Origin of the sequence: Halomicrobium sp. IBSBa, from assembly GCF_017612575.1 — an archaeon.
GTDB lineage: Archaea > Halobacteriota > Halobacteria > Halobacteriales > Haloarculaceae > Halomicrobium.
In genome coordinates, this window is sequence record NZ_JADPQC010000001.1 from 533,065 (window position 1) to 550,526 (window position 17,462).

Below are 17,462 nucleotides of genomic sequence, written 5' to 3' on the forward strand. Positions count from 1 at the left end.
CAGGGGAACACTAATAAGCGCTCGTTTGTTATCGGCGTTCAAATTATGGACTCCATAATCGACGACGCAATCGACGAGGCCGAGGAGGAGCGGGAGGGAGGCGATCCCGCTTCTGAGGGGCCCGACCAGGACCAGAGTTCGACCACGCCAGACGCCACGAACACGTCTGGGACGATGACCGACGAAGAGCTGGCCGACGTGGTCAAGGACCTCGAAACCAAGATCACCGTCGTCGGCTGTGGGGGCGCGGGCGGCAACACGGTCACCCGAATGATGGAAGAGGGAATCCACGGCGCGAAGCTCGTGGCTGCCAACACCGACGCCCAGCACCTCGCCGACGAGGTCAAGGCCGACACGAAGATCCTCATCGGCAAGAAGCGCACCGGCGGCCGCGGTGCCGGCTCGGTCCCGAAGATCGGCGAAGAGGCCGCCCAGGAGAACATCGAAGACATCCAGCAGTCCATCGACGGCTCCGACATGGTGTTCGTCACCGCTGGACTGGGTGGCGGGACCGGGACCGGTGCCGCCCCCGTCGTCGCACAGGCCGCACAGGAGTCCGACGCGCTGACGATCTCGATCGTCACCATCCCGTTCACTGCAGAGGGCGAGCGACGCCGCGCCAACGCCGACGCCGGCCTCGAACGCCTCCGTGCCGTCTCCGACACCGTCATCGTCGTCCCCAACGACCGCCTGCTCGACTACGCGCCCTCCATGCCGCTGCAGGACGCGTTCAAGATCTGTGACCGCGTGCTGATGCGCTCGGTCAAGGGGATGACCGAACTGATCACTAAGCCCGGCCTCGTCAACGTCGACTTCGCCGACGTTCGCACCATCATGGAGAACGGCGGCGTCGCGATGATCGGCCTCGGGGAGTCCGACAGCGAGAACAAGGCCCAGGACTCGATCCGCTCGGCGCTGCGCTCGCCGCTGCTGGACGTGGAGTTCGACGGTGCCAACTCCGCGCTGGTCAACGTCGTCGGTGGCCCCGACATGTCCATCGAAGAAGCCGAGGGCGTCGTCGAGGAGATCTACGACCGGATCGACCCCGACGCTCGCATCATCTGGGGCGCGAGCGTCAACCAGGAGTTCGAGGGGAAGATGGAGACCATGATCGTCGTCACCGGCGTCGAGAGCCCGCAGATCTACGGCCAGAGCGAGGCCGAACGCGAGAAGGCCGCCCAGCAACTCGGCGAAGACATCGACTACGTCGAGTAGTCCCCGACGAGCGACTCGCCCGCGAGACGGTTCTTTCGCTGCCAGCGCGACGAAAGTACTATTTCGACCGCTCGTGAAGACGACAGTATGGTGTCTGCACCGACGACGCGGAGCGGCTGGGCGACCTTCGTCGGTTCGATGATGGTGCTGTACGCGGCGATACTCCTGTCGAGTTCGGCGATAGAGCTGGTCGACGGCGTCGTTCTGGGTGCGTTTTACGGGCTATCTATGGCCGTGATCGTCGCGCTGCTGGTCGTCCTGTGGCGTGGGCTCCCGGAGCTGCTCTATCGCCAGCGGGTCGAGTAGCCAACGGGAACGACGGCGGCCGAGCGGCGTCGCGGGTCACGTGACCGGCGACGCCGCGGCGAAATGCCGACCACAATATAGAAAAGCCCCCGGTGGCTACCGGTCGGCATGGACGTACCCTACGATCTCACCTCGTACGTGCGGGTGCTCAAGCTCGCCAGCACGCCCTCCTGGGAGGAGTTCTCCAGGGTCGCCCTCATCGCGGGGGCTGGCATCGTACTCGTCGGACTCATCGGATTCGTCATCTTCGTGTTGATGTCGGTCGTCCCCGGCTCTACGCCAGCGTGATACTATGGGAATCTACGCAGTCAAAACCACGGCCAGTCAGGAGCGCACCGTCGCAGACATGATCATCAGCCGCGAGGAGGAGTCGATCCACGCCGCCCTCGCGCCGGACTCGCTGACCAGCTACGTCATGGTCGAGGCCGACGACGCCAGCGTCTTCGAGCGGATCTTGGACGAGATCCCCCACGCCAACGGCGTCGTCCCCGGCGAGTCCTCGCTGTCGGAGGTCGAGCACTTCCTCTCGCCGAAACCCGACGTGGAGGGGATCGCCGAGGGCGACATCGTCGAACTCATCGCCGGCCCGTTCAAAGGCGAGAAGGCCCAGGTCCAGCGCATCGACGAGGGCAAAGACCAGGTCACCGTCGAGCTGTACGAGGCGACGGTCCCGATTCCCGTGACGGTCCGCGGGGACCAGATTCGCGTGCTGGACTCCGAAGAGCGGTAAGCGAGTGTTCGGCGACGAAGTCGCCGATTCACCGCGACCGAGCGAAGTGAGGTCGCGGATCGTTTGCTACGAAGTTTTACAAGGAGCGGGTCGCCACGCGACCCCGACGCAGTAAAGGTTAGAGGCCCGACAGTCCCGATCGGGAGTCGCTACGGTAGCAGCGGCCGCTTCGAGAGGTCGACGGTCACGTCGGGATGGTACTGGGTCCATCCGTCGGCGTCGGGGTCGCGATAGGAGAGGGGCACGGCGTCGAAGTAGCCACGGAGCGTGTGGGTTCCGGTGTCGGCGACTCGCTGGCCGTGGATCTCGTACTGTGCGCCGACCGACTCGCCGCCGTCCAGTGTGTCCGTGATCGGGGTGTTGTCGAGGTGGGCGCTGCTGGCCGTCGCCTCGACCCGGTCCGTCTCCTCGTACTGGTCCGACAGCAGGAGGATCGCGTCGGGTCCGTGTTCGCCGGGTGGGGCGAGGCCGAGCATGCCGAACGGCCAGACGCCCGTCGTTCGGATCTCGATTGGCTTCTCGCTGGTGTTCCGGAGCGTGAGCGCGAGCGTGCCGGGGCTGTCGACCGTCACGCTCCGGTCGACCGGCGTCACGTCGAGTGCGAGTGGGGCAGCGATATCGTCGACGGCGACGGCGCTCACGGAGTACTCCGTGTCGGCCAGACAGCCCGCGAGGCCGCTCATGGCCGCAGTGGCGAGGCCGAGGTAGCGGCGTCGGTTCATTCGCTCACCTCCCCCGTGCGAACGGAGTCGCCGGTGAGTTCCATAAACACCGCTTCGATGGTCGCGTCGGCCGACAGACCACATCGGTCTCGGAGTTCGGCCAGCGACCCCTCCGCGACGAGGCGGCCCCGGTGGAGGATGCCGACGCGATCACAGACCAGTTCGACCTGTCCGAGCACGTGACTGGAGAAAAACACCGTCGCGCCGCGTTCGGATTCGGCGTCGACGACCGCTCGAACGAGGGACGCCCCGTGGGGATCGAGCCCGGTGAAGGGTTCGTCGAGCACGAGGAGGTCGGGGTCGCCGACGAGACTCATCGCGAGGGCCAGCCGCTGTTCCATCCCCTGGGAGAACTCACCGGCGGGCTTGTCGATGGCGTCGACCAGCCCGACGCGTTCGAGCAGCGATCGCGGCGTGTCGTCGGCGCGCTTCGTGTCGATGACGAGTTCGAGGTGGCGTCGCGCCGAGCGATCGTCGTAGGTGTCGAACCGATCCGGGCAGATGCCGACCCGCTGGTGGCAGGCGACCACGTCGTTCCACGGATCGTGGCCGAGGACCCGCGCCGTGCCCGCGGTGGGCTTGATGTAGTTCAACAGGAGGTTGATCGTCGTCGACTTGCCGGCACCGTTGGGTCCCAGAAAGCCGTACACTTCGCCTCGCTCGACGGTCAGCTCCAGCTCTGAGAGCGCCGTCGAGTCGCCGTACTGCTTCGTGAGGCCGTCCGTTTCGATGGCGGGCGGCGTCACGCGAGATCACCCCGTTCGAAGCGATAGCGAGCCAGTGCCAACGGGACGACACACCAGGCCACAAGCACGACGAGCCCGAGCGCTTCGTGGAGGTAGACCGGTGCCGTGGTCTGTCCGAACGCCGCGTCGACGACGAACGCGTTGACGTTCGATTCTGGCTGGAGCTTGGTCAGGACCACACTGTAGCCCGCGCCGGAGTTGCCGACACCGAGGAGCCAGTTCGTCACGACGCCGTAGGCGCGTTCCGGAGTGAGACGGAGCAAGGCAAACAGGAGCCCGTCGGCCGGCGCGGCGTAGGGATCGGCGGCGCTGCCGGTGAGCGCGCCGTAGACGGGACCGCTCGCGATCGTCTTCCAGAACACTGTGAGCAAGAGATAGAAGCCGCCAAAGACCAGCGCTGTCGCGCGGACCGTGCTGGTCGTCACCGCCGACACCGCCGTGGCGACCGAGACGAGCGTGAGGACGTACAGCAGCGTGACGAGCGTGACTCCGAGAAAGAGCAGCGGCGAGAAGAGCCCGAAGCGAACGGCTCCGAGTAGCCCCAGGACGACCGCGGCCACGGTGAACGGGACCGCGAGGCCGGCGCTCCGCCCGAGGACCTTCCCGACGAGGATGTCGGTGCGAGTCACCGGCAGCCCCAGCAGGAACTTCAGGCTGCCCGAGTCTCGTTCCTCGACGATCGCGCGGTAGCTCAGCAGCAACACGCCGAGTGGGAGGAGCACGCTCCCAGCCGACTGGACGAAGGCGACAGTCATGTTCCGCCCGAGTTCGTCCCAGGCGAGATACTCCGGGCGGTACGCCCAGCCGACGAGGAGGAGGGCCAGTAACCAGGAACCTTTGGCAGTGAGCAGCGCGTACGCCTCGTTGCGAGCGATCGGGAACCATCGTGGGAGGGCCATACGATGGGGTCTGTCTCGCCTTCTGATAATACTACCTATCAGTCACGAACTGCGAGAACGGCGACACGCTGCTACGGCGCACTCTCGTCGCCTTCGAGGCGGTCGATGACTTCTCTGATGTCGGCGGTCTCCTCGATGCTCTCCTTGACGTTCTCACGGCGGCGGACCTCGGAGGCGTCGGCGTCGTAGGCCCGGACGTACTCGGCGCGGCTGTGTTCGTCGAAGGCGTGGCGGATCGCGAAGTAGCCGTCGGGAAGCACCGCTCCACAGACCTTGCACGCGATCCGCTCGTGTTCGATAGACTGGTGGACGATGAGGTCCTCCACGCGTTCGAAGACTTCGCCGTCGGCGTCGATCGCACACTCCCAGCGTGGCATTGTCCGAGGAGATGCGAGCCGGAGTCAAAAGCGTTCTCCCCGACGACCGAGAGCGCAATCACTAATTACGGGACCACGGTACGTTGTGGTGTGACGGAGACCGCTTGTCGGGTGGACATGCACGTGAAAGTGCTCGACGAACGCGTCGTCGAGCGGGCGAAAGCGCGCGGACTGGACGCACTCGTCTACGCACCGCACTTCACACGGCTCCCAGAGATCGAATCCCGAGCGGCGCAGTTCTCCGACGACGAGCTGACCGTCGTCCCGGCCAGAGAGCTGTTCACCGGCAACTGGCAACAGCGCCGCCACGTCCTCGCCGTCGGGCTCTCCGATCCGGTGCCCGACTTTCTCACCCTGGAGGGGACGATGGAGGAACTGAAGCGCCAGAACGCCGCCGCGCTCGTTCCCCATCCCGGCTTTCTCAACGTCAGTCTCACGCGCGAGGAGATCAGGGCACACCGCGACCGGATCGACGCCGTCGAGGTGTACAATCCGAAACACTGGCCCCACCACAACCGCCGGGCGAAGGCCCTGGCGAGTGACTTCGATATCGAGCCGTTCACGTCGTCGTACGCCCACGTCAGGGGGACCGTCGGCGAGGCCTGGGTCAGCTTCGACCGCGAGATCGACGACGCCGACGATCTCGTCGGGGCGCTCCGCGAGGGGGCTCCCAGACGGGTGTTTCATCGAGACGGGCTCGCGCATCGGCTCCGCTGTGGCCTGGAGTTTTGCCACCTCGGCTACGAGAACAGCTGGTCGAAAGTCGATCGCCTCCTGTTGCAGGGAACGGAGCCGACCCACCCGAACCACGTCGCCTACGGCGGTCGGTTCGACGACGTGAAGGTGTACTAAGGGGCCGCCAGGCCGACGATCTGCATCGCCTCGGCCGGCACGTACTGGGGGAGGACGTGGACGAGGACGATCGCGACGACGACCTCGAAGGCGGTCACCACGACGGTGACGATCTCGGCGCGGTCGCTGGAGGTCGTGACGCCGGTGGGCGATCCGTACTCCTGGTCGGACAGCGGATAGAACAGCGCGATCCCTCGCCGAGAGCCGAAGTAGTCCAGCGCGTAGTGGGTCAAAACGCCGAGCCAAACCCACTGGAGATTCGAGAAGTAGATCGGATACGCGAGGAAGATCGCGAGCACCGGGAGGTTGTGCAGCGTCTTGCGGTGGCGGCCGAAGGCCGTGTCCACGTCGGGAAAGAGCGCGCCGAGGACGATCGGCGCGGACACCTCGGCGATCGTGACGAACGTCACCACGTCACCGGAGGGTTCGAGGACGTACCCCAGTCCGATACTCAACAGGGCCGCGTTCAACACGTGCCCGCGTTTGTTCATGCAGTGGTGGCTAGCTGGCGACCGGTATAATGGTCGGCGATTTCCACCGGCCGCCCTGTCGGTGCCGACCGGCGTGGACGCGACCGTCAGGCTCGTCGCTGGACCGCGTCTCGGAGGTCCGAGAGGGCCTGTCTGGCGATCTCGTCTTTGACCGTCGTCCGATCGCCGTCGAACTCGTAGCGCTCGACCCACGTCGACGAGTCGCCGGTCCCCCACGGCGCGGCGTAGGCGACGCCGACGTAGGCGGTGCCGACCGGCGTCGCCTCGGTCCCGCCCGAGGGGCCGGCGACGCCGGTGGTCGCGACGCCCCACGTCGTGTCGGCGGTGTCTCTGACGCCGCGAGCCATCTGGCGGGCGACCGGCTCGCTGACCGCGCCGGCCTCGTCGAGGGCCTCGCGGTCGACCGCTAGCAGGTCCCGCTTGGCGTCGTAGGAGTAGGTGACGACCGAACGATCGAAATAGTCACTCGACCCCGGCACGTCGGTCAGCAGCGAGCCGATCAGGCCGCCGGTACAGGACTCCGCGACGGCGACGGTCGCGTCGGTCTCGCGGAGCCTCTCGCCGACGCGGGCCTCGATCCCGCCGTCAGTGTCGTCTGGCATACGCACACGTTGGCCGGACTGTCGGATAATGGTTCCACCCCGGCGGCGGCTGGACCGCGCGGTCAGAACCGACGGTCGGACCGACGGCTTATCTGTCGTCGAATCGTACTGTCTACATGGCCTACAGAACGACGCTCGGCTGGTCGCTCCTCATACTGCCGGCTGTAACTTCGTGAGGATCTTCGCCACCCCGGGTGGCGAAATCGCTCACAGATTTACAGCCGGTAGTATCACTTCCGGACTCGTCACGCTCGTCCTCGGATTCCTCCCCGGTAGCGACCTCTTCTGGGGGATCGCCCTGCTCGTGGTCGGCGTCGTCGTCCTCCTCGTTCGGCAAGGGTGACGACCGCAGACAGAAAGAGAAAGGGGAGTCGACGTACACTGTCGATCATGGACTATCAAACGCCCCGGTTCTTCCGGGTGGTCCAGTACGCGCGACGCGCCGATCGAGACGTGATCGACATGGTGTCCGGAAGCCCGGACTGGGACCCGCCCGCAGGCATTCGCGACGGCCTGCGGGAGTACGCCGACTTCCCGGCCGACGACTTCCAGTACCTGCCCAGCGACGGGCTCCCGGAACTACGCGAGCACATCGCCGCCCGGCGCGGTGTCGACCGCGACCGCGTCATCATCACCAACGGAGCCGGCGAGGCCAACCACCTCGCGGTGTTCGGCGGTCTCGAACGGTTCAGTGGCAACGAGATCCTGCTCACCGATCCGGTCTTCCCCTACTACGCCGGGCGAGCGCACTTCCTCGACGCCGACGTCGGGTTCGTCCCGGTCGAGGAGCAAGGCCACCTCGATCCCGAACGCGTCCGGGAACGGGCCAGCGAGGAGACGGCGGTGATCGTCGTCAACACGCCCAACAACCCGACGGGTGCGGTGTACGACGCCGACGTGATGGAACGGCTCGTCGAGATCGCCGAAGTGAACGACGCCCTGCTGGTCTCGGACGAGGTGTACGACCACTTCGACTACACCGGCCGGTTCAGTTCGGCCGTCGAGATCGACTCACCCAACGTCGTCGCCACCAACTCCTTCTCGAAGGCGATGGCGATCACGGGCCTGCGCGTCGGGTACGCCATCTTCCCGCCAGAAGACGGGCCGACCGGCGACCTGCTCGAACGAGCGCGAACGCGACACATGCTCACGAACGTCACCGGCTCGCGCCCGGCACAGTACGCCGTCCTGCGGGCGCTCGAGACGACGGGTCCCGAGTACTACGCCGACATCCGAGACCGACTCCGCGAGCGGATCGACACGTTCTGTGAGACACTGGAAGCTGCCGGAGCGGAGTACGACCGCCCCGAGGGTGGATTCTACGTGATGGCCCGCTTCGATGGCTACGACGGAAACTTCGATCACGCCTACGAACTGATCGACGAGGCCGGCGTCGCGGGGATGCCCGGCCAGGCCTTCGGCGACTCGCGCAGCGAGTGGTTCCGCTTCGCGCTGATGACACCGCGCGTCGACGAGGCAGCCGACCGGCTCGCGACGTTTTTCTCCCGATAGCTGACCCGCAGTCAGCGTCTGACACACGGACCGTGAGCGTCGAGTAGCGACGGCACCCGCTCCGGATGGCGGCGTCGTCGCCCGCCTCGTCTGAGATGGAACGTTGTCGTCGCGTCCCGGTGCGCACCGTCCTCCCGTCTCAGACGGATTATTGTAGATCTTTCCCGGATCGAGCGCACGACAGTGTGCGGTCGACCGGGCAGACGGCGACAATAATCCGTATCACTCCCTGACGACGTTCGATTCGAGGTCCCGCGGGTAGTAAGTGAGTCGCTCGATCCCGTCTGCCGTGATCGCGACCGTGTCCGAGTGGCGGTAGCCGGCCTCGTCGGTGTAGAGGCCGGGCTCGATCGTGTAGACGTGGCCCGGCCGCATCTCGGCGTCGTTGCCCCGATCGATGTAGGGCGGTTCGTGGCCGTCCATCCCGATGTTGTGACCCACGTGGTGGCGCGCGAGGTCGGCGACGCCCTGCTCCTCGAAGTAGTCCCACACTGCCTGGTCGACGTGGCTGACCGGGACGCCGGGACCCATCGCCTCGAAGGCCACGTCCTGGGCTTCGACCATCAGTTCGAAGTAGTGGGCCTGCTCGTCGCTGACTTCGCCGACGAACATCGTCCGTTCGAGTTCGGCGTAGTAGCCGTCGACGTTGGCGGTCGCGCCCGTGACGAGCACGTCCCCGGTCGTGAGTCGCTCGTTGGGCGTGTGACCGTGCGGGAGTGCTGTCTCCGAGCCGCTGATGTAGCCGGCGTGAACCGGGCCGTCGGCTCTGGTCCGGACGGCGTACTCGGAGCCGAGCGTGTCCAGCATGGCCCGTGACGCCTGCAGCGACGCCCGCTGGCTGACCGTCGCCGGGTGAGCCCCCGGCTCGGTGAGGTCTGCGAGGTGGCGGTGGCCGAGGTTCGCCCACCGCGCGGACTCCTCGATCAGGCCGACTTCGGCGTCGCTCTTTGCCTCGCGCATTCCGGCCACCCAGCCGTCGTGTTCGGTCACGTCGAGGAACTCGCTCAGCGCTGGCCCCTCGTAGCCCATCACGCCGGGCGCGCCGTCGCTGTCTGCGAGGACCGCCTCGACACCGAGTTCGGCGATCGTCTCGGCGACCGTCGCGATGGGCTCGCCGCCGGGGTAGTCGAAGTAGCTGTGGACGGCGTCGATCCGTGGGTTTGGCTCGACGCGCTCGACTTCGAGCCGGGGCACGGTGATCTCGACGCGCCCGTCGGTGACGACCAGCGCGACCGGCCGCTCGGTCTGGATGTGGTGAAAGCCGGTCAGATACTCGATGCTCGTCGCGTCGAACCAGACGGCACCGTCGGCGTCGGCTGCCGCCAGCCGGTCGCGGACGTTCGCGAGGCGATCGCGGAACTCGCTCGCCGGAAGTGTTGTCGGCATACTCGCTCCAAGAGCCCGGCCAGAAAAAAGCCACCGCCGCCGGCATCTCAGAGGCGGTCCCGCGCGGCTTCGAACGCCTCGCGCGTGTTGAGGTTCTCGAAGGTCTCCATCGTCGCGTGGCGTTCGACTTCGTCGCGGTCGATCACTGCGACGTCGAGGGCGTCCAGTGTGACGGCCACGCGACGCTGGCCGTCGTCGAGCGCCCGCCGGCAGGCGTCGGTCATCGCGTCGGCGTGATAGACCGCCTGTGTCGTCTGGAACCACTCGTCGGGCCGTGGGACGGCAGCCTCGTGGCCCGCCGCTCGTTCGAAGAGGTGTGCGACCAGAGCGGGCTCGACGAACGGCATGTCGCAGGCGACGACGGCGGCGTACTCTCCCGCGACCGCGTCGAGTCCCGTCTCGATCCCGGCCAGCGGGCCGCGGTCAGGGACGGTATCTATCGCGAACGAGACCGGCACGTCGAGGCCGTCGAGGGCCGCCGCCACGTCCCGACGCTGGTCGGCGCGGCAGTTGACCACCAGCTCGTCGACGACCGGCGCGAGACGGTCAGCGACCCGTCGGATCATCGGCGTCCCCGCGAGGTCGGCCAGTGCCTTGTCTCCGTCGCCAAAGCGCGTCGAGCGCCCGCCAGCGACGACGACGCCGCTGTGCATGGCTGGACGTTCGCGGCACGCGCTAAAGAGCCTTCGCCGAACAGGTGCCGTGTGGGACCGGCGTCGATCACAGACGCCCCCGAGAGGGCCACAAGCACAACCCCTTTGCACCGGCCAGCCCAAGCACTCGCCAATGTCGAAGTGCGACGCGTGTGGCAAGACCGAGAACATGCCGTACCGGTGTCACCACTGCGGGGGGACCTACTGCTCGGAGCACCGGCTGCCGGAGGCACACGACTGTCCGGGGCTGGACGACTGGGGTGACCCCGACGGCGTGTTCGACAGCGGATTCGACGACAGTGTCGACGACGGCGGCGGGAGCGGCGGTCTGGGAGACCGCCTCTCGGTCGACACCGGGCCGGGCAGCATCCTCGGGTACTTCCGCGGGAACGCGACCTACACCATGCTGGGGCTGATGTGGGTCACCTTCCTCTTGCAGCATCTGGTGGTCCTCGTGGGCATCCCGATCGGCGGGCCGACCTGGAGCGCGATCTTCACGCTCCAGCCCCAGCACCCCGAGTACGTCTGGACCTGGTTCACCTCCGTGTTCTCCCACGCGCCGCTGAGCCTCGGCCACATCGCGCTGAACAGCATCGTGATCTTCTTCTTCGGCCGGATCGTCGAGGACTACGTCGGATCGAAGCAGTTCACGATCCTGTTTCTCGTCTCCGGTGCGCTGGCCGGCCTCGGACAGATCGGTCTCTCACACCTGCTCGTCTTCCTCGATTACCAGCCCGCCCTCGGTGCCGGCGTTCTGGGGGCCAGCGGTGCCGGGCTGGCGATCATGGGCGTCCTGACGGTCCTCAACCCCAGCCTCCGGGTCTACCTCTACTTCCTGATTCCGGTGCCGATCTGGGCGATCACCGGCTTCTACCTAATCGTCAGCGTCGCCGGCATTCTCGGCGTCGGCGGCGGCTTCACCGGCGGCAACGTCGCCGACATGGCCCACCTCGTCGGTCTCGTGATCGGGCTGTGGTACGGCAGCCAGGTCAAAGGCCAGCGTCGGACGCCCAATCAGTTACAGTTCGGTGGCGGCGGTCGCGGACCCGGCGGTCCCGGCGGACCGGGTGGTCCCGGCCGCGGTCGGTTCTGATGGAGCCCGCTCGACCCGATTTCCTTCCGGACCCCGCGCTCGGGCGCGACGAGATGGAGTCGCTCCAGCGAGAGATCGCGGCGACGGCGACGTTCGCTGACGATCTGGAGTTCGACCCGGCCGCCCTGGGTCGCAGCGAGCCGGACCAGCAGCGACTCGGCGACCACGGCGAGGGCGAGCGTGACGCCGGGGACCCGCCGCTGGTCGCGGGCGTCGACCAGGCGTTCGTCGACGACGTGGCGGTCTCGGCGGTCGTCCTCACCCGCGGCGGCGAAGTCGTCGAACGGGTCCACGCCGCCGTCGAGACCGAGATCCCCTACGTCCCCGGCCTGCTCTCCTTTCGCGAGGGCGGCGCGATCGTCGCGGCGCTGGGCGAACTCCGACGGACCCCGGACCTGCTGGTCGTCGACGGCAGCGGACGCATCCACTTCCGCGAAGCCGGGCTGGCGACCCACGTCGGCGTCCTGTTCGACGTGCCCGCGATCGGCGTCGCCAAGAGCCTCCTCTGTGGGGAGCCCCGCGAGTCGCTGGACCGGACGCTCCCGGTCGGCGCAACCGTCGGCATCGAGGCCGACGACAGCGTCGAGACCGCCGAGCCGGGGACGCTGATCGGCCACGCCGTCCAGACGCGGCAGTACGACTCGCCGAACCGCCACATCAACCCCCTCTACGTGAGTCCCGGCCACCGCGTCGGGGCCGCGGCGGTCCCGGAGCTCGTGCTCGCGACCACGGCCGGCTACAAGCTCCCGGAACCGACCCGGCTGGCTGACAGCGACGCCGACGAGGCGAAAGCCACAGTGCGAGAAGATCGGGCCTGACAGCGCCGACCGCCACGCCGTCGACCGTTCCGTGAGACTGATGTGCCAGTCGCCGGAAGCCGCGTGTATGTCCCTCCAACGACCGTTCGTCGACGCGGGCGGCGGCCTCGACACCGACGCGATCATCCGCGAAGCGGTCCCCATCAGCGCGCTCATCCTGGTGTTCGTCGCCGTGGCGATCGTCCCGGCGACGCTGGGGCTGTGGCTGGGCGGCGGTCTCGGATTGCTGTTCTCGGTGATCGCACAGTTCGTCCTCGCGGTCGGGGCCGCCATCGTCCTGCTGTACGTGATCGTCCGGGCGCTCCAGCTGCACGAGGAACACGAGTCGGCGGCGACCGACGGAGCGGCCGGCCGGTGACGGGAAGGTTAACTATCAGGGGGGCGAGGCTGCCGACATGACGAAGACGGCGCTGATAACGGGTGCCTCCTCTGGCATCGGGCAGGCGACGGCCGAGGCGTTTCTCGCAGACGACTGGCAGGTGTGGGCGACGGCCCGGAACGAGGCCGACGTGGCCGGTCTCGCCGACTCGGGTGCGAAGACGGCCGAACTCGACGTGACCAACGCCCGCGAGTGCGAGCGGGTCGTCGAGACGGTCGTCGGAGCCGAGGGCCGCATCGACTGTCTGGTCAACAACGCGGGCTACGGCCAGTACGGCCCCCTCGAAGACGTGACGACGGCACAGCTCCACGAGCAGTTCGACGTGAACGTCTACGGCCCCCACAGACTCACGCGGGAAGTCCTGCCCCACATGCGGGACCGCGAGGACGGCACGATCGTCAACGTCTCCAGCGTCAACGGTCGGATCGCGACGCCGGGGGCCGGAGCCTACGCCGGCTCGAAGTTCGCCCTCGAAGCGATGAGCGACTCGCTGCGGGCCGAGGTCGCCGACTTCGGCGTCGACGTGGTCCTGGTCGAGCCCGGTCCCGTGGAGACGAGCTTCGTCGACCGGGCGGGCGAGGCGATGGCCGACACGGAAGCCTCGGGCGCGTACGGGTGGCTCTACGATCTCTACGAGGACACCGCGCTGGTCAGCGAGAACGCGGTGTCGGTCTCGCCCGAAACGGTCGCGCACACGATCCGCGACGCCGCCGTGACCACCGACCCGCAGCCGCGATACCCCGTCGGCCAGTTCGCTCGCGTCGCCACCCTCGCCAGCCACCTCCCGGGTCGCTGGCGGGACCTGGCGGTCGCCCTCCTGCGGAAGCTCGTCTGACCGACGCGGCGTTTTTGCGACTCGGGCACGTCGTGTCGGTATGGCCGACGCTGCCGTGCTCCTGTTCGACGGGGTCGAATCGCTCGACGCCGTCGGTCCGTACGACGTACTGGCGAGAGCCACAGAGAGCGATATCGATCTCTCCGACGTGGCGCTCCTGACCGCGACACCGACCGAGAGCGTGACCGCGAGCAAGGGCACCGAGATCGTGCCCCACGGCACGCTCGACGCCGAGGACCCACCAGACTACCTGCTCGTGCCGGGCGGGCGCTGGGCCAGTGGGACCGCTGGGGGCGTCAGAGCGGCCGTCGAACGCGGCGTCGTCCCGGCCCTCGTCGCGGACTGTCACGCCGCCGGCTCGACGGTCGCCGCAGTCTGTACCGGTGCCATGGTACTCGCCCGCGCCGGACTCCTCGAGGGCCGCCCGGCAGTGACCCACGCCAGCGCGCTGTCGGACCTCGCCGCCACGGACGCGACGGTGGTCGACGCGCGCGTCGTCGACGACGGCGACGTGCTCACTGCCGGCGGCGTCACCGCCGGCATCGATCTCGCGCTGTGGCTCGTCGAACGCGAGTGGGGCGCAAGCGTCGCCGAGAACGTGCGAGCGACGCTCGAATACGACCGCTCGGACGACATCTACCGGAGCGAGAGCGCCTAGTCCAGGCAGGCCGCGACGACTTCCAGCAGTTCCTCCCCCTGAACTTCCTCGGCCAGCAGCGGCACGCGCCGGACCTCGTGGCCCCGGAAGAGGTCCTGAGAGCGGGCCAGCGCGTCCTGCTGGACTGACCACCGACGGGCACAGAACTCGCAGTCGTCGTGGTTCGGACCGACGTAGTCGTCCGGCAGTTCCGTGTCGACGACGCTGTCGAGGTCCTGTAACACGCGGTTGACGACGAGGGTTCCCGCCGGGATACCGAAAGCGTCCAGCCGGTCCAGCAGCCGCTCGGACTCCATCACCGAGAGCTCTTCGGGCACCATCACGACACGGAAGTCGGTCTTCTCGGGATCGCGCAAGATCGCCCGGAGCTGTTCGATCTGCTCGCGCATCGCCTGGAGGTCGCGCTCCATCTCCTCCTGGTCCGCGTCGTCGCCGAACATCCCGCCCAGTCCCTCCAGCATGCCCGACATGCGCTCTTTGAGCGTCAGCAACTTTCCGAGCATCGAGTCCATGGCCTCGGGCAGTTCCAGCAGGCGAAGCGTGTGGCCGGTCGGCGCGGTGTCGACGACCACGCGCTCGAAGCGGTCGTCGTCCATGTACTGCAAGAGCAGGCGCATGGCCGCGGCCTCGTCGGAACCCGGCATCGATCCCGCGAGCGGGTTCGCGTCGTCGCCGCCCAGCAACTGTTCGAGACCGCCGAGATCGGCGTCCATCCCCAGCGGCCCCTCACCGACGGCGGCCTCCGGGTCGATCTCGGCGGCGTACAGCGGGAGGTCCTCGCGGATCCGGGCGGGCTCGGCGGGGATCTCGGTCCCGAGCGTGTCCGACAGGGAGTGTGCCGGGTCGGTCGAGACGACCAGCGTCGCCGTGCCGTCGCGGGCGCTCGCCAGCGCCGTGGCCGCGGCACAGGTGGTCTTGCCGACGCCGCCTTTGCCGCCGTAGAGGACGTAGTCCGGCGCGTCGACACCGGTCGGCGCGTCGATCTCTTCGACCGTCTCGACGTCGAGTTCGCTCATACGTGGAGGTACGCCGTTCCGTCCTTGAGACTGTCGACTGGGTAGTGACTCGAACGACGGCTGTGACTCGCGGGGACCTGGGAAAAACGGACCGGGCTACTGCCGAGAGGAGCGCGCTTCGCGCACGTCTGCGCCGTCACGAAGCTTGTCCTCGCAGTAGGGGCAGACCCGTGGCCCGTCGTGTCCTTCGGGCGTGAAGACCCGAACGTACTGCTCTGTTACGAACTCTCCGCAGTTCTGGCACTCGGGCATCTATTATTTCACTCACACGATTGCATATATGTTTTCCGCATCGCCACACTGTTGCCGGCAGTCGCCTCGACGTGTGCGCGCCGAGCGGACGTCCGGCCAAAGGATATACGCTACGGCTCCGACACCCGCCCATGGACGATCTGACGCGGCGGCGGCTGCTCGGTGGGACCGCCGGACTGGTGGCCGGGACGGCGGGCTGTGTCGGCGGTGACGCCAACACCGACGCCGACGCCACTCCGACCGACCGGGAGCTGATGACCAGCGGGAGCAGCGACGTGGACTTCGATCACCCGTCGGCGACGGGGATCAACGACCAGCCGACGCTCGGAGACCGGAGCCGGCAGGGGGTCATCGTCGCCTTCGAGGACCCCTCCTGTCCGAGCTGCCGGCGGTTCAATCAGAACACGTTTCCACAGATCGAGTCCGAACTGCTCGCGCCCGGTGACGTGGCCTACGTCTTCCGGGGGTATCCCGTCGTCTACGAGTGGGGTGGCCCGGCGACTCGGGCGCTGGAGACGACGTTCGCTCGCGACCCGGCCGCCGTCTGGGACCTGAAGGCACACTACTTCGACCAGCAGGGGCAGTTCTCGACGGACAACGTCCTCGATCGCACCCGCTCGTACCTCGACGACGCGACCGACGTGGACGGATCGGCGGTCGTCACGGAAGTGAGCGAAGACGCCGCCGCCGAGGCGGTCCAGACCGACTACGACGCCGGACAGGCCGCTGGCGCGTCGGGGACGCCGACGTTCTACCTGTTCCGAGACGGCGAGTACCAGACGACGGTCAGCGGAGCCCAGGACTTCACGGTCTTCGAGAACGTCCTGCTGGGATGATGGTCTCGCTACCGACGCGCCGGGCCGACTGGCGACTGATGGGGCGCACTGCCCGGCTCGTCGTGACGATCCCGGCCTACGCCGCGGTCGCTCTCGCCGCCACGGTGGCGGGACTGACCGCCTTCTCGCTGTCGCTGAACGTCTCGCTGGTCGTCGACACGCTCTCGCTGCCCATCTCCACGGGGTCGAAAGTCGAGCTTCTCGTGAGCCTCTATCCCTTCGTCGGCACCGCCTTCACGCCGCTCCAGGGCGGCCTGCTCGTGGTCGTCGCCGCCACGCTGGGGGTCAACGTCGCGATGGTGGCCTACCACTTCCGGGAACACGGCCTCTCGCTCCAGCAGGGCGGCACGAGCGTCCTCGGGGCGGTGCTTGGCGCGCTCGGGGCCGGCTGTGCGGCCTGTGGCTCGGCGATCTTGCTGGGACTGTTGTCGCTGGTCGGCGTCTCGACCTCGCTGCTGTGGCTCCCCCTCGACGGCCTCGAATTCGCCGTGGTGGCACTGCTGGTCGTCGTCCTGTCGACGTACTGGCTGGCCGACGGCATGCGCGGCGGGCAGATCAACGGCTGTCCCGTGGACGCCTGAACCCGTCGGCAGTGCCAGTCGAGGGACGGTCCGACGACTCGCGGGTCGCTCGCGCGTCGTAGCGTCGCACCAGCACGCCGAGCCACCAGCACTTCAGCGCGACGCCCAGCGCCGTCGCAGCCGCGGCCGCCGTCGGGCGGCGTCGCCACGCGGCGTACAGCGCGTACCCAAAGGCCGCGGCACCGACGGCGTTGCACACGTTGGGGTAGGCCAGCCCGATCGTCGGGCGCTGCTCGTCGTCGATCCACCACCGTTCGGCGAGGACCGCACGGGTCATCCAGGCGTCGTCGGTCTCGGGCGGCGAGAACAGGACCAGATTGAGCACCGTCCAGACGAGCGCCGCCGCGAGCAGTCGCCAGTCGCGTCGGTAGATCGCGTACACGATCACGGGGCCGGTGGGAACGCGCGACCAGCCGCTCTTGGGGTTCGCGTGGCGACGCCAGAACGCTGCCCGCGCACGCTCTGCTCGTGAGTCGCTCATGGTGGCAGTACGGACCGGTGGC

Annotated in this window: 25 protein-coding genes; 13 read left to right on the top strand and 12 right to left on the bottom strand. The window is 67.9% G+C overall.

The window, feature by feature from the left end; all coding sequences use genetic code 11:
• The first annotated feature begins 45 nt into the window (after positions 1-45).
• From ftsZ to IL252_RS02845, 4 genes are all read left to right on the top strand, one after another.
• Positions 46-1,215, top strand: a complete 1,170-nt coding sequence (gene ftsZ, locus IL252_RS02830) for a cell division protein FtsZ (protein ID WP_015763882.1) — start codon at positions 46-48, stop codon at positions 1,213-1,215.
• Between the two features lie 87 nt (positions 1,216-1,302).
• Complete coding sequence (locus IL252_RS02835) at positions 1,303-1,521, top strand: hypothetical protein (protein ID WP_208626545.1); 219 nt, start codon at positions 1,303-1,305, stop codon at positions 1,519-1,521.
• 108 nt (positions 1,522-1,629) lie between these two features.
• Positions 1,630-1,809, top strand: a complete 180-nt coding sequence (locus IL252_RS02840) for a protein translocase SEC61 complex subunit gamma (RefSeq protein WP_015763884.1) — start codon at positions 1,630-1,632, stop codon at positions 1,807-1,809.
• Between the two features lie 4 nt (positions 1,810-1,813).
• Positions 1,814-2,251 (top strand): transcription elongation factor Spt5, encoded by a 438-nt coding sequence (locus tag IL252_RS02845; protein WP_153553970.1) that lies wholly within the window; start codon positions 1,814-1,816, stop codon positions 2,249-2,251.
• A gap of 149 nt (positions 2,252-2,400) precedes the next feature.
• Here the strand turns inward: IL252_RS02845 and IL252_RS02850 are convergent, their stop codons facing one another.
• From IL252_RS02850 to IL252_RS02865, 4 genes are all read right to left on the bottom strand, one after another.
• Positions 2,401-2,973, bottom strand: a complete 573-nt coding sequence (locus IL252_RS02850; protein WP_208626546.1) for a hypothetical protein — start codon at positions 2,971-2,973, stop codon at positions 2,401-2,403.
• On the bottom strand, positions 2,970-3,719 hold the full coding sequence (locus tag IL252_RS02855) for an ABC transporter ATP-binding protein (protein WP_208626548.1): 750 nt from the start codon (positions 3,717-3,719) through the stop codon (positions 2,970-2,972). Before IL252_RS02855 ends, IL252_RS02850 begins: the two co-directional genes overlap by 4 nt.
• Positions 3,716-4,618, bottom strand: a complete 903-nt coding sequence (locus IL252_RS02860) for an ABC transporter permease subunit (RefSeq protein WP_208626550.1) — start codon at positions 4,616-4,618, stop codon at positions 3,716-3,718. The genes IL252_RS02855 and IL252_RS02860 overlap by 4 nt, the downstream gene beginning before the upstream one ends.
• Positions 4,619-4,689: 71 nt before the next feature.
• Positions 4,690-4,995 (bottom strand): hypothetical protein, encoded by a 306-nt coding sequence (locus IL252_RS02865; RefSeq protein WP_018258068.1) that lies wholly within the window; start codon positions 4,993-4,995, stop codon positions 4,690-4,692.
• 117 nt (positions 4,996-5,112) lie between these two features.
• Here IL252_RS02865 and IL252_RS02870 point away from each other — a divergent pair, with 117 nt between their 5' ends.
• Complete coding sequence (locus IL252_RS02870) at positions 5,113-5,847, top strand: PHP domain-containing protein (RefSeq protein ID WP_208627364.1); 735 nt, start codon at positions 5,113-5,115, stop codon at positions 5,845-5,847.
• Here IL252_RS02870 and IL252_RS02875 read toward each other — a convergent pair.
• The 3 genes from IL252_RS02875 to IL252_RS02885 form a co-directional block, all read right to left on the bottom strand.
• The gene (locus IL252_RS02875; RefSeq protein WP_208626552.1) at positions 5,844-6,338 is read right to left on the bottom strand and encodes a metal-dependent hydrolase; all 495 of its coding nucleotides are present in this window, start codon (positions 6,336-6,338) and stop codon (positions 5,844-5,846) included. The genes IL252_RS02870 and IL252_RS02875 overlap by 4 nt on opposite strands.
• A gap of 86 nt (positions 6,339-6,424) precedes the next feature.
• On the bottom strand, positions 6,425-6,940 hold the full coding sequence (locus tag IL252_RS02880; protein ID WP_208626553.1) for a CinA family protein: 516 nt from the start codon (positions 6,938-6,940) through the stop codon (positions 6,425-6,427).
• 121 nt (positions 6,941-7,061) lie between these two features.
• Entirely contained in the window at positions 7,062-7,277 is a 216-nt protein-coding gene (locus IL252_RS02885; RefSeq protein ID WP_208626554.1) for a hypothetical protein, read from the bottom strand.
• 53 nt (positions 7,278-7,330) lie between these two features.
• Here IL252_RS02885 and IL252_RS02890 point away from each other — a divergent pair, with 53 nt between their 5' ends.
• Positions 7,331-8,452 (top strand): pyridoxal phosphate-dependent aminotransferase, encoded by a 1,122-nt coding sequence (locus tag IL252_RS02890; RefSeq protein ID WP_208626555.1) that lies wholly within the window; start codon positions 7,331-7,333, stop codon positions 8,450-8,452.
• 222 nt (positions 8,453-8,674) lie between these two features.
• Here the strand turns inward: IL252_RS02890 and IL252_RS02895 are convergent, their stop codons facing one another.
• Complete coding sequence (locus IL252_RS02895; RefSeq protein ID WP_208626556.1) at positions 8,675-9,838, bottom strand: Xaa-Pro peptidase family protein; 1,164 nt, start codon at positions 9,836-9,838, stop codon at positions 8,675-8,677.
• 47 nt (positions 9,839-9,885) lie between these two features.
• Positions 9,886-10,491: a molybdenum cofactor guanylyltransferase gene (locus IL252_RS02900; RefSeq protein WP_208626558.1), complete on the bottom strand. Its 606-nt coding sequence runs from the start codon at positions 10,489-10,491 to the stop codon at positions 9,886-9,888.
• Positions 10,492-10,624: 133 nt separating this feature from the next.
• On the opposite strand from IL252_RS02900, the gene IL252_RS02905 reads away from it, so the two are divergent.
• The 5 genes from IL252_RS02905 (at position 10,625) to IL252_RS02925 (ending at position 14,274) form a co-directional block, all read left to right on the top strand.
• Positions 10,625-11,584, top strand: coding sequence for a rhomboid family intramembrane serine protease (locus IL252_RS02905; RefSeq protein ID WP_208626559.1), 960 nt, complete (start codon positions 10,625-10,627; stop codon positions 11,582-11,584).
• Complete coding sequence (locus tag IL252_RS02910) at positions 11,584-12,402, top strand: endonuclease V (RefSeq protein ID WP_208626561.1); 819 nt, start codon at positions 11,584-11,586, stop codon at positions 12,400-12,402. Before IL252_RS02905 ends, IL252_RS02910 begins: the two co-directional genes overlap by 1 nt.
• Positions 12,403-12,469: 67 nt before the next feature.
• Positions 12,470-12,760 (top strand): hypothetical protein, encoded by a 291-nt coding sequence (locus IL252_RS02915; RefSeq protein WP_208626563.1) that lies wholly within the window; start codon positions 12,470-12,472, stop codon positions 12,758-12,760.
• 37 nt (positions 12,761-12,797) lie between these two features.
• The gene (locus tag IL252_RS02920; RefSeq protein ID WP_208626565.1) at positions 12,798-13,616 is read left to right on the top strand and encodes an SDR family oxidoreductase; all 819 of its coding nucleotides are present in this window, start codon (positions 12,798-12,800) and stop codon (positions 13,614-13,616) included.
• Between the two features lie 40 nt (positions 13,617-13,656).
• Positions 13,657-14,274: a DJ-1/PfpI family protein gene (locus IL252_RS02925; RefSeq protein ID WP_208626567.1), complete on the top strand. Its 618-nt coding sequence runs from the start codon at positions 13,657-13,659 to the stop codon at positions 14,272-14,274.
• Here IL252_RS02925 and IL252_RS02930 read toward each other — a convergent pair.
• Both IL252_RS02930 and IL252_RS02935 read right to left on the bottom strand, forming a co-directional pair.
• Positions 14,271-15,290, bottom strand: a complete 1,020-nt coding sequence (locus tag IL252_RS02930) for a TRC40/GET3/ArsA family transport-energizing ATPase (protein ID WP_208626568.1) — start codon at positions 15,288-15,290, stop codon at positions 14,271-14,273. The genes IL252_RS02925 and IL252_RS02930 overlap by 4 nt on opposite strands.
• Positions 15,291-15,386: 96 nt before the next feature.
• Entirely contained in the window at positions 15,387-15,542 is a 156-nt protein-coding gene (locus tag IL252_RS02935) for a hypothetical protein (protein ID WP_015763918.1), read from the bottom strand.
• A gap of 131 nt (positions 15,543-15,673) precedes the next feature.
• On the opposite strand from IL252_RS02935, the gene IL252_RS02940 reads away from it, so the two are divergent.
• Positions 15,674-16,378: a thioredoxin domain-containing protein gene (locus IL252_RS02940; protein ID WP_208626570.1), complete on the top strand. Its 705-nt coding sequence runs from the start codon at positions 15,674-15,676 to the stop codon at positions 16,376-16,378.
• A complete protein-coding gene (locus IL252_RS02945) occupies positions 16,375-16,959 on the top strand; it encodes a hypothetical protein (RefSeq protein WP_208626571.1) in 585 nt (194 codons plus the stop codon). The genes IL252_RS02940 and IL252_RS02945 overlap by 4 nt, the downstream gene beginning before the upstream one ends.
• On the opposite strand, the gene IL252_RS02950 is transcribed toward IL252_RS02945, so the two are convergent.
• Entirely contained in the window at positions 16,934-17,440 is a 507-nt protein-coding gene (locus IL252_RS02950; protein WP_208626574.1) for a DUF6653 family protein, read from the bottom strand. The two genes, IL252_RS02945 and IL252_RS02950, sit on opposite strands and share 26 nt — an antisense overlap.
• Positions 17,441-17,462: the final 22 nt, after the last annotated feature.

What these genes read in the sequence shown, in the direction of transcription:
- ftsZ (WP_015763882.1), top strand. Translation starts at nt 46, where the DNA reads ATGGACTCCATAATCGACGACGCAATCGACGAGGCCGAGGAGGAGCGG.
- IL252_RS02835 (WP_208626545.1), top strand. Translation starts at nt 1,303, where the DNA reads ATGGTGTCTGCACCGACGACGCGGAGCGGCTGGGCGACCTTCGTCGGT.
- IL252_RS02840 (WP_015763884.1), top strand. Translation starts at nt 1,630, where the DNA reads ATGGACGTACCCTACGATCTCACCTCGTACGTGCGGGTGCTCAAGCTC.
- IL252_RS02845 (WP_153553970.1), top strand. Translation starts at nt 1,814, where the DNA reads ATGGGAATCTACGCAGTCAAAACCACGGCCAGTCAGGAGCGCACCGTC.
- IL252_RS02850 (WP_208626546.1), bottom strand. Translation starts at nt 2,973, where the DNA reads ATGAACCGACGCCGCTACCTCGGCCTCGCCACTGCGGCCATGAGCGGC.
- IL252_RS02860 (WP_208626550.1), bottom strand. Translation starts at nt 4,618, where the DNA reads ATGGCCCTCCCACGATGGTTCCCGATCGCTCGCAACGAGGCGTACGCG.
- IL252_RS02865 (WP_018258068.1), bottom strand. Translation starts at nt 4,995, where the DNA reads ATGCCACGCTGGGAGTGTGCGATCGACGCCGACGGCGAAGTCTTCGAA.
- IL252_RS02870 (WP_208627364.1), top strand. Translation starts at nt 5,113, where the DNA reads ATGCACGTGAAAGTGCTCGACGAACGCGTCGTCGAGCGGGCGAAAGCG.
- IL252_RS02875 (WP_208626552.1), bottom strand. Translation starts at nt 6,338, where the DNA reads ATGAACAAACGCGGGCACGTGTTGAACGCGGCCCTGTTGAGTATCGGA.
- IL252_RS02880 (WP_208626553.1), bottom strand. Translation starts at nt 6,940, where the DNA reads ATGCCAGACGACACTGACGGCGGGATCGAGGCCCGCGTCGGCGAGAGG.
- IL252_RS02890 (WP_208626555.1), top strand. Translation starts at nt 7,331, where the DNA reads ATGGACTATCAAACGCCCCGGTTCTTCCGGGTGGTCCAGTACGCGCGA.
- IL252_RS02895 (WP_208626556.1), bottom strand. Translation starts at nt 9,838, where the DNA reads ATGCCGACAACACTTCCGGCGAGCGAGTTCCGCGATCGCCTCGCGAAC.
- IL252_RS02900 (WP_208626558.1), bottom strand. Translation starts at nt 10,491, where the DNA reads ATGCACAGCGGCGTCGTCGTCGCTGGCGGGCGCTCGACGCGCTTTGGC.
- IL252_RS02905 (WP_208626559.1), top strand. Translation starts at nt 10,625, where the DNA reads ATGTCGAAGTGCGACGCGTGTGGCAAGACCGAGAACATGCCGTACCGG.
- IL252_RS02910 (WP_208626561.1), top strand. Translation starts at nt 11,584, where the DNA reads ATGGAGCCCGCTCGACCCGATTTCCTTCCGGACCCCGCGCTCGGGCGC.
- IL252_RS02915 (WP_208626563.1), top strand. Translation starts at nt 12,470, where the DNA reads ATGTCCCTCCAACGACCGTTCGTCGACGCGGGCGGCGGCCTCGACACC.
- IL252_RS02920 (WP_208626565.1), top strand. Translation starts at nt 12,798, where the DNA reads ATGACGAAGACGGCGCTGATAACGGGTGCCTCCTCTGGCATCGGGCAG.
- IL252_RS02925 (WP_208626567.1), top strand. Translation starts at nt 13,657, where the DNA reads ATGGCCGACGCTGCCGTGCTCCTGTTCGACGGGGTCGAATCGCTCGAC.
- IL252_RS02930 (WP_208626568.1), bottom strand. Translation starts at nt 15,290, where the DNA reads ATGAGCGAACTCGACGTCGAGACGGTCGAAGAGATCGACGCGCCGACC.
- IL252_RS02935 (WP_015763918.1), bottom strand. Translation starts at nt 15,542, where the DNA reads ATGCCCGAGTGCCAGAACTGCGGAGAGTTCGTAACAGAGCAGTACGTT.
- IL252_RS02940 (WP_208626570.1), top strand. Translation starts at nt 15,674, where the DNA reads ATGGACGATCTGACGCGGCGGCGGCTGCTCGGTGGGACCGCCGGACTG.
- IL252_RS02945 (WP_208626571.1), top strand. Translation starts at nt 16,375, where the DNA reads ATGATGGTCTCGCTACCGACGCGCCGGGCCGACTGGCGACTGATGGGG.
- IL252_RS02950 (WP_208626574.1), bottom strand. Translation starts at nt 17,440, where the DNA reads ATGAGCGACTCACGAGCAGAGCGTGCGCGGGCAGCGTTCTGGCGTCGC.